Below are 12,036 nucleotides of genomic sequence, written 5' to 3' on the forward strand. Positions count from 1 at the left end.
GCCTGGTCGTCACCTTGTAGGTGATCTCCGCGTCGGCGATGCTCCCACCGTTCTTGGCGGTGATGGTGAACTTGCTGGTGCCGGGAGAGGCAGGAATTCCGGTGATGCCCCCGGTGTCCTGGTTGAGGGTCAGGCCGCGCGGGAGGCGGCCGTCGGTGACCTCGTAGCGGATGGTCCGCGGAGTCGTCGAGGTCACCTTGAAGGCGTACAGCTTTCCGACCCGGGCGTCCGTCGGCTGCGGCGTGGCGAAGCCCGGCGTCGAGGCCTTCACCGGCTGCGGGTCGCCGATCGACTGACTGGACGTGTCCTTCTCCTGCAGCGTCCACTCGGCGTCCGGCGTGACCTCGCTCAGGTGCCAGTGCCTGCTCGCGACGCCCAGTTGCTTCTTCTGCTCGGCAGTGAACGCACCGGCTGCGCGCGCGGACTCCCACATCCGGACGGCGGCGAGCAGCGTGGTGGAGTTCTGCCCGGACTGGAGGCTGCTCACGGTGGTCTCGAAGTTGATGCCGGCGTCCAGGGAGGCCGCGTGCGCCAGGGTGTCCTCGATCTTTTGCAGGGTGTCACTGCCCGAGAGCCCTTGCTGGCCCATCATCCCGGGCAGGTAGTTCGCCCGGTAGAAGGTGTTGCTGCGGATGATCTGGGCGTAGCTCGTGGGGCCGATCTCACCCCAGCTCGCCCTGGACTGGGCGTCCCAGGTGTTCGACGCGAGGTTGCTGCACTCGGTGATGAAGTTCTTGGTGGTGACCTGCCGGTGGACGCCGTTGACGAGCCGTGCGAAGCCGTAGCCGCCCCAGCCGTTGTAGCCGGTGCCTTCCAGCCCGTCGTAGGACGTGGCGTGGACGCCGCTGGTGTTGTAGGCGGTGGCCAGCCGGGTCGCGATCTCGTCGGTGATCGGCAGACCGGCCAGCGCTCCGCCGTAGCCGTTCTGGATGAGCCGGGCGACGGTGGTGCCGGCCGGGTAGTCCTTGGCGGCCGAGGACCACTGTGCCCGATTCAGGCCGCCGACCTGCCACTCGGTGTTACTGACCTTGGTGACGGATCCGTAGGTGATGAACTCGTCGCCGATCCGCAGCCGTTGACCGTCGACGCCGGAGGCCAGCAGGCCGCTGGCATCCAGGTACAGCGTGGTGTCCGACCCGGCCAGCGGGCGGGTGAGCCGGGCGGACCCGCCCACCGCGAGCCGTGGATCGGCCGGCGCCGCCACGTATGGGTCGTTGGAGTCGATGAAGGTGGACAGGGTGTGCACCCCGACCTCGATGCCCTCCTTCGCCGCTGCGGCCACCAACTGGGCGGCCGCCGCGTCCGATCCGCCGAAGGAGCCGTTGAACTGGTAGTGCCCGTGCGACACCCACGGCCCGTTGCCGGTGATCGCGTAGATGTTCCGCACCCCGGCCTGAGCGGCGAGCTTGGCGGCCGCGGTGACGTTGCCCGTGTTGAGGTCGTGGACCCAGAAGTGGGTCTGCGAGGTGCGCTGGGCCGCCTTCTGCCACTGGCCGTCCAGGGTGGGGTACGCCTGGTCGTGCTCCTTGGCAATCTGACTGAGCACGGTCAGGGCGAGATCCGGCGCACTGCCGAACAGGGCGATCTTCGACCCGACGACTCGGCCCTCCGGCGCGGGCAGCGGGCCGAGCGGGATCTCGTAACCGTTGGTGCGCTGCCGGACCCGCGCCTTGCTGTAGTCGTAGGTGGTGGCGCGCAGGACGCTGCCCCACGTGGTCTTCGCGGCGACGTTGCTCGCCAGCCACTCGTCCTTCGCGCCGGTCTGCAGCCCGTACGGATTCCAGACGAGATCGGGACCGAACCCGTACGCCAGATGCTCGTTCGGCCACCCGCCCACTGTCTTGTCGTTCAGCGGCCGGACCCCCATGACGAAATCGGAGTTGGCGACCACACCGACCGTCTCGCCGATGGTCTCGTCGAGCGTCGTCGGCAGCGGACCCCACAGCAGTGTCTGCACATCCACACCCGAGGCGGCCGTCAGGCCGACGACTTCAAGTGTGGAATGCGTGGCAAACCCGACGGCCTCTACCTGGATCGTCACGCTCTCGCCGACGAACTCCAGGACCTGCCGGTTGTGCGACCGGTCACGCGACACGACCCGCACCTCCGCGGGAACCACGTGCTTGCCGTCGGCCACCACGCTGACCAGCGGCACGGGGGTGTCCTTCGCCAGGTGGTCGGTGCCGTCGCGCAGGTCCACCAGGCTGTCCACGTACCCGGAGCCGCTGATGCCCACCGACAGGAAGCCCGCCCCGATCCGTAGCGTCGGGGACGCCTTGGGCCTGGCCGTTCGCGCGGCGTGCGCGGGGCCGGCGGCCATGGCCACGGCCGTGGCCGAACTCAAGCCGCTGGCAACCAGAAAGCGACGCCTGTCCACATGTCCTCCTAGGTGAAGTGACTCTCGATGACGCGCGGGATCGCTGATCAACTGCCCGTGAACAGCGCAGAGGGGCGCAAGGCCGGCAAACGTCGAGCGACGAACAAGGTCACCTGGATAGTTCGTATTCTTCAGCGGAGATGGTTCGCGCTGTTCCGGGGAGCGGGATCGGTGGGCGGCCGTGAGCCGGAGAGCCCATAGGCCTGCCCGTGCAGGGAGGAGCGCTTACTTCTCCTGTGTAACTACCGCAGCACAAGTGCGGTCTAGCGTGCACGGCACGGAAGGGGCCGTCAAGGCTTAGTTCGGATCTATTCCCGATGGCACGGGTGCTCCATGGGGCGATCCGAGCACCCCTGAACCGGCGGCCCGGGAGGTATCTTGGGGCCCAGCACGTGGTATTTCGTGACCTGCATGCATCGGATACATGGAGCAACATGACTGGATCTTCCCGGCCCGCGTCCGCGCCATCGGATTCGGAGACGGAGGCGGCCCCTTACCGTCCCGGCTACGAGGTCGCGGCGGAGCGCATCCTGGAGTACGTCGCACGGCAGGGGATGGGGCCCGGCGACCGGCTGCCGACGGAGAAGGATCTGGCCGCCGAAGTGGACATGAGCAGGACGGTGGTGCGAGAGGGTGTCAAGATCCTCTCGGCCCTCGGGAGGCTTTCGGTGGAGAAGGGACGCGGCATTTTCGTGGCGCATCCCAGGAACGACCTGTGGTCCGACACGTTCTCCCGGTTCCTGCCGACCGACCCGAGCCGCGTCGGTGAACTGTTCGAGTTCCGGCGCTTCACCGAGGCCGAGACCAGCGGGCTCGCGGCCACGCGGGCCACACCGGTTCAGCTCAGGGCGATCCGCGAGGCAGCGCAGCGCTCGGCAGAGGCCGCCGAGCGCGACGACTACGAGTCGTTCAGCCGGGCCGATGCGGAGTTCCATCAGGCGATCGGCGCGGCAGCGGGGAACGCGTTCCTCTCCAGCCTGGTCGACGCGATCCAGCGACTGCAGCGCCAGGTCACCATCGTTGCCCTGGCCGACTCCGCACCGGGATCACTCGCCGGGGCCGCGGAGCAGCACATGGCGATCCTGGAAGCGATCGGGGCCGGCGAGCAGGAACAGGCCGCCGCCCTCATGGCCCGCCATATCGACACGACGGAACGCCAGGTCCAACGAGAGATCCGCAACCGCATCTTCGCCACTCCCGCCGCTCCCGTCGGCCCGGACGGGGCGTGACCACGGACGACAGCCTCGATCAGTAGTGCCCCGTCGGCCCCCGCCCCGCCGCCCACGCCGGAAGCGACCGGGCGACGGGGCGGTCGAAGCGTGCCGGGGTCGTAAACCGCGCCACCGACGCGTCTCGTTCCTACGCGGCAAATCCGTGGGGTCCGGCGAAACTCTACCGACATGTATCAGATCTATTGCCGCCTTGGTTGAGGTAATAACTCCGTCTCATCTCTTGACATGCCGTCGCGCGCGGACTTCCATACCCCCAAGGTGCCCTGAGGGGCGAACGCTGAGGGGAAGCGGTCGCCCCCGAGAGCAGCAGGACTCCGGGAAGAGTCTGAACCATGTGACGGATTCGGTGGACGGTCGGCAGCGGGATTCCCTCTCTCGTCTCGGTACGAGCAAGACAGCGACTCGGTACCGCCCCCGGACAACGACGGGTAGGGGAAGTTGAACATGAAGCGCAATCCGATACTCACGAGAACCGCCGCCCTCGCAGGTGCTCTCCTCCTGGCCGGGTGCACGGCCGGCAGTTCCGGAACGAGTGCGTCCAAGGGCGACGGCGACACGGTCACCTTGACCTTCCTCACCTTCGAAACGCCCAACCTGGACGCGAAGTACTGGGACGCCGCGATCGCCCGCGCCACGGCGAAGGTGCCCGGGGTGACGATCAAGAAGCTCGTGTCGCCCAGCGCCGACCGCACCGGGTACGCGAAGCAGCTCGACAGCACGGGCCAGTTCCCGGACGTCATGATCGGCCTGAACCCCGCCGGATTCGCCGAGGCGGGCAAGCTGGCGCCGTGGACGGACAAGGAACTCGCGACGTACAAGAACCCCCGCGCCAACACGTACGACGGCAAGGTCTACCAGCTGCCCTACTCCGCCCAGACGACGCTGGTCTACTACAACAAGAAGGACTTCGCGGCGGCCAGCATCGACACACCGCCCCACACGTACCGTGAACTGCTCGACGACAGCGCCAAGTTGAAGAAGAAGGGCATCAACCCCTTCGTGGTCGGCGGTGGCGGCAAGGATTCCTGGGCCGACATGTTCCCGCTGATCTGCACGGTGGCCACCGACGTCTACAAGAAGACCCCGGACTGGCTGACCCAACGCGCCAAGGGCAAGGTCAAGTTCACCGACCCGGCGTTCGTCGCCGCCGCCCAGAAGGTCGCCGGCCTCGCGGACAAGGGATACATCGACCGCGCCGGCCTTTCCCGCTCCTACGCGGACACCGAACAGGCCTTCCGTGACGGTAAGGGCGCGATGTATCCGATGGGCAGCTGGTTCTCCGCCTCGGCCGACACGAAGAAGCCGGTCTTCGACACGGGCGCCTTCGCGTGGCCCACGGACCAGGGGGCCCCGGCACTCCCGGGCGTCCTCGGCGGCGGGATGACGGTGAGCGCCAAGGCGTCCGATGTGCCCCTGGCCAAGAAGTGGGCCAAGGCCTTCATGGAGGACCAGAAGAACCTGGACGCCGCCGTCAAGGCCGACGGGCTCATCATCGACATCAAGGGCTACAGCCCGCCCAGCACCATGGGCCCCGTCTACAAGAAGACCGTGGCGGCGTATCGGCAGGCCCAGAAGGACGACGGGATCGTCAACTCGTTCTCCCAGGAGACCGGTGACGGTTCCCTGCCGCCCGGCCTGGCCGACAAGGCCGCGGCCGGCGTCCAGAAGCTCATCGGCGGCCGCATGACGGCCCGTCAGTTCGGTGCCTACATGGACGAGCAGTGGGACAAGGCCACCCGATAATGCGCATACGTACCCTGACCCGACCGGAGGGTTCCGCTGCCGCGCCCGCGGAGAAGGAATCGGCAGCGGTCCGACCACAGGACGCCCCCGCGCGGCGGTCGTCGCGACCGTCCCGGCGCTTCCGCCCGAACGGCGGGCCGGGCCGCTTCGCCGTCTTCGCGGCTCCCGGACTGCTCGCCTACCTGGCCCTCGTCCTGGTGCCGATCGGCATGAGCGCCGGCTACAGCCTCACCAACAAGAACCCCTTCAACCCGCCGACCCGGTGGGTGGGCCTGTCCAACCTCACGAGCCTGTTCTCCGACGACGATTTCCTCAAAGCACTGCAGAACACCGTCGTCATCACCGTGATCGTGACGCTGGTGACCAACGCCGGCGGCCTGGCGATCGCCCTGCTGCTCGACCGGCGCGGCTGGCTGTACAACGCTCTGCGCAGCGTGTTCTTCGTGCCGGTCGTGCTGAGCGCCGTGGTGGTCAGCGTCATCTGGCAGTCGATCCTCGTCGACGACGGCCTGCTCAACTCCATGCTGCGACAGCTGGGGGTGAGTCATCCGCCGGGCTGGCTCTCCGACCCGAGCCTCGCCCTCTACACGGTCTCGTGGGTCATCGCCTGGCAGGGGCTCGGCTTCTGCGTGGTGATCTACCTGGCCGGACTGCAGGGAATCCCGCAGGAGTTGCACGAGGCGGCGGCCATCGACGGCTGCGGACCACTGATGCGGTTCCGCCATGTCACCTGGCCGATGCTGGCACCCGCCGTCACCATCAACACGGTCATGTCACTGATCGGCGGATTCAAGGCCTACGACCAGATCCAGGTGCTCACCAACGGCGGCCCCGGCCCCGGCACCACATCCACCCTCGCCTTCCAGGTGATCCAGACCGCGTTCAACGGCAACCACGTCGGCTACGCCTCCGCGATGGCCGTGGCGATGCTGATCCTGGTCGCGACCGTCTCCGTGATCGCGCTCGGGTGGCTGCAGAATCGCGAGGTGTCCGCATGAGCACGAACACGAACACGAACACGAAGATGAACCCGGACCTGAACGCGAGCATGAACAGGGGTCGAACAAGGGCGTGGATACGCCCGGTCGTCGCGCTCCTCGCCGGCCTGCTGTTCTTCCTGCCGATCTACCTCGTACTGGTCAACGTGTTCAAGGACGGTTCGGCGATCGTGTCGGACCCGGTCGGCCTCCCGGTCCCACCGACCCTGGACAACATCCAGAGCGTGCTGTCGCGCCCGGACCACCTCTTCTGGTACGGGCTGGTCAACAGCACGGAGGTCACCGTGATCTCCATTCTCGTCATCACCGCGACCTCCGCCATGCTCGGCCACTACCTGGCCCGGTCGACCGGCGTCCTGGCCAAGGTCATCATGGTCGTCCTGCTCTGCGGTCTCATGGTGCCGCCTGCGGTGATCCTCACCCCGATCACCGAAGTCCTGCGCACGCTGGGGCTGATGAGCAGCGTGCCCGGACTGGTCCTGGCGTACGTCGGCTACTACATGCCGTTCGGAGTGTTCGTCTTCGCGGGCTTTGCCAAGACGATCCCCCGAGAGCTCGAAGAAGCCGCGGCGATCGACGGCGCCGGAGCGTTCCGCGCCTTCTGGCAGGTGGTCTTCCCGCTGATGCGGCCGGCGTCGGCCAGCGTGGTGATCTTCCTCGGCGTCTGGATCTGGAACGACTTCCTCAACCCGCTGATCGTCCTGGGCCCGGCGGCAGGCACCACGGTGACCGTCGGCATCTACCGTGCCATCGGCGAACACCAGGCGGACTTCGGCTCGGTCTTCGCCTTCATGTTCCTGGCGACAGTGCCCATCCTCGTCTTCTACCTGGCCTTCCAGAAGCAGTTCGTCAAGGGCCTCACTGGAGGAGCGACGAAGGGTTGAGATCGGCCGGTACGGCTGGGCATGTGACAGGGCGGGGCGGGGACCGACGCAAGCCCCGCCCCCCTGTCACATGTCGCGGACTTCGGACGCTCGCGCCCCTTCACGCCCGTTCATGTCCGTTCACGTCCCTTCAGCGAGAGGCACTCCTCACCCCATGCACCCCACAGCACTCGTGCACACCGCCACCGCCGTCGACGCACTGTCACTGGGTGCCGCCGCCCTGGGGAACCTGTTCCACGCGGTCAGCGACGAGGACGCGGCCGCCACCGTGGAGGCCGCCTGGGCCTGCGGAATCCGTGCGTTCGACACCGCTCCGCACTACGGACTCGGCCTGTCCGAGCGCCGGCTGGGGGACGCACTGCGCACCCGGCCACGTGCGCAGTTCACGCTGTCCACCAAGGTCGGCCGCCTGCTGCGCGCACGCGCCGGGCTGCCCGGCGACGACCTGGCGAACGGCTTCGCTGTCCCGGCCACCCACGAGCGGGTGTGGGACTTCAGCACCCGAGGTGTGCGCACCAGCGTCGAGGAGAGCCTCACCCGGCTCGGCCTCGACCGCGTGGACACCGTCTATCTGCACGACCCGGACGGCCACGAGCGCGAGGCCTTCGACTGCGCCTACCCCGAGTTGGAGCGGATGCGTGCGGAGGGCATGGTCGGCGCGATCGGTGTCGGCATGAACCAGACCGCGATGCCGACACGCTTCGTCCGCGACACCGACATCGACGTGGTCCTGCTGGCCGGCCGCTACTCCCTGCTCGACCAGAGCGCTCTGGCCGCCCTGCTGCCGCAGGCGGCGCAACGCGGAGTGTCCGTGCTGGTCGGCGGGGTGTTCAACTCGGGCCTCCTCGCCGATCCCCAGCCGGGCGCGACCTTCGATTACGCACCGGCCCCGGCACACCTGCTGGACCGGGCGCTGGCCCTGCGCACGCTGTGCGAGACCTTCGGTGTTCCGCTGCGGGCAGCAGCCCTGCAATTCCCGCTGGGGCACCCGGCGGTGGCCGGTGTGCTGCTCGGGGCACGCAGCGCCGCCGAGGTGACGGACGCCACCGCGCTGATCAGCAGCCCCATCCCCGAGGAGATGTGGCTCGCCCTGCGTGCCCACGGTCTGCTGCCGCCGGGCGTGCCGGTGCCTGTACCGCGTCAGGACGGCGTACGTCCCTGATCACGGACGGCGGCGTACGTCCCTGATCTCGGACGACGGTGTGCGACCGGGTCCACAGAACACAGACTCCCCGTAATGTTTCGGCTTTATCCTTGCGATCCTCTTGCATGTCGTGACAGGGTACCGGCATTGATCTGAAACTCCCTTCGCTGGAACGCACACACGAGGATGGTTGCAGGATGCTTGACAGGAGAAACTGTCTTTCTCTGCTGGCGGCCGCCGGAGTCGGAGCGAAGATCGCGCTCGAACCGACGATCTCCCGAGCCCAACCGCTCGACGCAGGGGTTACCGAAGCCGCTGGCCAGGCTGCGGAACTCAGCCGTTCTCTGCGCGAATTGCACGGCTCCCTCCGGGTGTCGATTCGGGAATATGACGGCACGACGCTGCGCCGGGCCCAGGAATTCGACGGCGACACGCTGGCCGACGGGCCGCGACAGTGGCAATTGAAGCGGGATACGCGGCGGGTGCCCGGTGATCACGGATGGGAGGTCACCCTGACCTGCACCCTGAAGAAGGGTGAGGCGGAACAGACCGCAATCTCTGTGGATTTCCCATTCGAGAGCTGGGAGACCGCCAACTACGTGATGATTCCCGGAATCATCTACAACGGCAATCGCTATCGCGCCATCGGCAACGGATACAATCCGGACTATCCGGCCGACATGTACTACAACCCACAGACGCCGCTGACGATATCGAACAACCCGCGACTGGCCGTCGATCCTGCGGCGCCTTCACGGATCGAGCTGGCAACGTTCAGTACTGCCGCCCCTGCGATGAGTTTCTTCTCGCCCAGGTCGAAAAAGGGCTGGATCGTCCTCACCGAGCAGGGAACCCGCCTGGGCAACAGTGGACTCTCGGTTGAGGAGAGCGCGAGCAGGGAAAGCTGTGAATTCCGCATCTCGGCACCGGTTGTGCGCCGGCAGGCGGCCGGTTTCGGTGACTTTCGGCCGAGCGGTGACAGGGCGTCGAACTGGGCTCCCGGTGACGCCGTTTCGATTCGCTTCCAGGTTTTCACCTTCGATGCCGATGGAATTCCGGCAGTCCTGCAAAAATTCATGGATGTGCGAAAGTCGCTCACCGGCCCCACCGAGCCTCGCAACCTGCTTCCGATGAGTAAGCTGGCGGAGCTTGGCACCAACATCTGCCGAGGTAATTTCACAGAGACCAAGGCGGGCCGCTTCTATCTTCCGGAAAACTCCAGACACTTTCAACTGGGTTGGGTCAGCGGAATGATCAACACCTATCCCATGTTGGCTCTGAATGACCCGACGGAACGGGGCAGGGTCGCCGATGAGCTTGACTTCATCTGTTCCCGCATGAAGGGGAAGAGCGGATTCTTCTACGGCTTCATCAGCGAAGATGGTGAGATCCGCTCAGAGAAGGCCCACCCCGACTTTCCGGCGGTGCAGGCGATGGTACGCAAGAACGGAGACGTGCTCTTCTGGCTGATCAAGCATGTGATGCTCCTGAAGGCGCAAGGGCACGGCGACACCATCAAGGAATCCTGGGAACTGGCCGCGGGCGGTCTGGCCGAAGCATTCACCCGGACCTGGCGAAAGCACGGAGAATTCGGTCAGTACATCGCGCCCGAAACAGGCGACATTGCCGTGTATAACTCGACGGCCGGCGCCATCGCTCCGGCCGGGCTCGCCCTGGCGGCTGAATACTTCCACCGTCCGGACTGGTTGGCCGTGGCCGAGGAAGCAGCGGAATTCTACTATGACCGCGACATCAAGTCCCGTGGATTCACCGGCGGAGCGTGCGCGGATATTTCACAGGATGCGGACTCCGAAACAGCGTTTGCTCTCCTGGAGTCATTCATGGCGCTGTACCAGTACACCGGAAAGAAGGGATGGCTGAATCGCGCCAAGGTCCAGGCCGCGCTGTGCTCGTCCTGGACGCTTGCGTACAATCCGCTGTTTCCGGCAGGCAGTGATATCGCGCGGCTTAAGGGACGGATGGCTGGCGCCGTTTGGGCAAGCAGCCAGAACAAACATGCCGCGCCCGGTGTCTGTACGTCCTCTGCGGACCACCTGTTCAAGCTGTATCGAGCCACTGGGGACATGAAGTACGCTGAACTCATCAGCGATATCCAGCATGCCCACGCCGAGGCCGTCAACATGCCGGGACATATAACCACCGACTACCTCATCGGTTCGAGCATGGAGCGGATCCAGCCCAGCGATGCCGAGGGCAAGGATGCCGTCGGTAATTTCATCAGGACGAGAAACTCCTGGACCGAGACCGACGGTGTCTTGATGGCACTCGAAATTCCCGGACTCTACGTCAGGCCCGGGGAAGGAATCCTCATTCCCTTTGATCACGTCGAGGCCGAGCATGTCAGCGAGAGCCGTCAGGCCGCCGTAATCCGCTTGACCAACAACACGGCCTACGGGGCACGGGTGTCGGTGCTGGCGGAAACGGCCCGCCAATCGGCCCGCCCCCTTGGATACACGGCGTTCCTCGATTGGCCGCAGGTCGAAGTCCCGGCCGGCGGGGCGGTCACCGTGCGGGTCACGAGGAATGGCAAGGTCGCACGTCAAGCCTGATCCGGCGGCATCCGACCTCGGGCATCGAGCGACGGTCAGGGCGACAAGCATCGTGGGATGGATCGTATCAATCGTCCGCGGCACAGCGCCGGGTCCGGGCCTTGGCCCGCACCCCGCCGTTCTCTCTGTGCACCCGTTCCATCAGCACCTCCGCCAGGTACAGGAACATCATGCCGAGCACGTTGTCAGAAACAACCGACCTGACCGAGCCTGTCCCCGTGACCACCATCGACGCCCACCAGCACGTCTGGGACCTGTCGGTCCGCGACCAGGACTGGATCAACGGCCCCGAACTCGCCCAGCTGCGACGCGACTTCACCCTCGACGACCTGCGACCGCAGGCCGCGGCCGCCAGTGTCGACGCCACGGTGCTGGTGCAGACGATCTGCGTACGCGAGGAGACTCCCGAATACCTGGACGCCGGCCGCGGCCGACCCGCTGGTGGCCGGCGCCGTCGGCTGGACGGACCTGACCTCTCCCGCGGCGGACGCCCTGGCCGCACTGCGCGCACTGCCCGGTGACGACCGTCTCGTCGGCATCCGCCACCAGGTACAGGGCGAGGAGGAGGCCGACTGGCTGCTCCGTCCCGACGTGGGCCGCGGCTTGGCCGCGGTCGCATCCGCCGGCCTCGCCTACGACCTGGTCCTGCGGCCTGAACAGCTGCCCTCGGCAGTCGCCGTGGCGAGGCAGCGGCCCGAACTCACCTTCGTACTGGATCACTTGGGTCAGCCACCGATCCGCCCTCGTCGACCGGACACCTGGGCCGCCGACCTGGCCGCCCTGGCCCGCCTTCCCGACACCGTGGCCAAACTCTCCGGGCTCGTCACCGAGGCCGACCGGCACACCTGGAGCCCCGCCGACCTGCGGCCGTTCGTGTCGGTCGCGCTGGAGGCCTTCGGCCCGGAGCGGCTCATGTTCGGCTCGGACTGGCCGGTGTGCACCCTGGCGGCCGAGTACGAACAGGTGGTTGCCGTCGGCCGCGAGCTCGTGGCGGACCTGTCGGAGCACGAGCGGACGGCGGTGTTCGCAGGCACGGCCGCGCGGGCCTACGGCCTGTGACCTGCGGCAGGCAAGCGGCGGAGGGGGCG

7 protein-coding genes and 1 pseudogene are annotated in these 12,036 nt (G+C 66.9%); 7 read left to right on the forward strand and 1 reads right to left on the reverse strand.

The genetic code is table 11. The features are described from left to right. On the reverse strand, positions 1-2,320 hold a 2,320-nt coding region (locus tag ACFU8Q_RS32695; protein WP_384461073.1), incomplete at its 3' end, for an Ig domain-containing protein. Between the two features lie 491 nt (positions 2,321-2,811). On the opposite strand from ACFU8Q_RS32695, the gene ACFU8Q_RS32700 reads away from it, so the two are divergent. The 7 genes and pseudogenes from ACFU8Q_RS32700 to ACFU8Q_RS32730 all read left to right on the forward strand — a co-directional run bounded on the left by ACFU8Q_RS32700 (position 2,812) and on the right by ACFU8Q_RS32730 (position 12,007). Next, the gene (locus ACFU8Q_RS32700; RefSeq protein WP_384461076.1) at positions 2,812-3,606 is read left to right on the forward strand and encodes a FadR/GntR family transcriptional regulator; all 795 of its coding nucleotides are present in this window, start codon (positions 2,812-2,814) and stop codon (positions 3,604-3,606) included. Positions 3,607-4,053: 447 nt separating this feature from the next. Continuing rightward, the gene (locus tag ACFU8Q_RS32705) at positions 4,054-5,352 is read left to right on the forward strand and encodes an ABC transporter substrate-binding protein (RefSeq protein WP_384461079.1); all 1,299 of its coding nucleotides are present in this window, start codon (positions 4,054-4,056) and stop codon (positions 5,350-5,352) included. After that, on the forward strand, positions 5,352-6,350 hold the full coding sequence (locus ACFU8Q_RS32710; RefSeq protein WP_384461082.1) for a carbohydrate ABC transporter permease: 999 nt from the start codon (positions 5,352-5,354) through the stop codon (positions 6,348-6,350). The genes ACFU8Q_RS32705 and ACFU8Q_RS32710 overlap by 1 nt, the downstream gene beginning before the upstream one ends. A gap of 50 nt (positions 6,351-6,400) precedes the next feature. Continuing rightward, positions 6,401-7,234, forward strand: coding sequence for a carbohydrate ABC transporter permease (locus ACFU8Q_RS32715; protein ID WP_384461091.1), 834 nt, complete (start codon positions 6,401-6,403; stop codon positions 7,232-7,234). 154 nt (positions 7,235-7,388) lie between these two features. Continuing rightward, positions 7,389-8,396: an aldo/keto reductase gene (locus tag ACFU8Q_RS32720; RefSeq protein WP_384461085.1), complete on the forward strand. Its 1,008-nt coding sequence runs from the start codon at positions 7,389-7,391 to the stop codon at positions 8,394-8,396. A gap of 179 nt (positions 8,397-8,575) precedes the next feature. Further along, a complete protein-coding gene (locus ACFU8Q_RS32725; RefSeq protein ID WP_384461088.1) occupies positions 8,576-10,948 on the forward strand; it encodes a hypothetical protein in 2,373 nt (790 codons plus the stop codon). Positions 10,949-11,118: 170 nt separating this feature from the next. Beyond that, positions 11,119-12,007 (forward strand): annotated as a pseudogene (locus ACFU8Q_RS32730) (amidohydrolase family protein). Positions 12,008-12,036 lie beyond the last annotated feature (29 nt).

Source organism: Streptomyces sp. NPDC057543 (genome assembly GCF_042801895.1).
Lineage (GTDB): Bacteria > Actinomycetota > Actinomycetes > Streptomycetales > Streptomycetaceae > Streptomyces.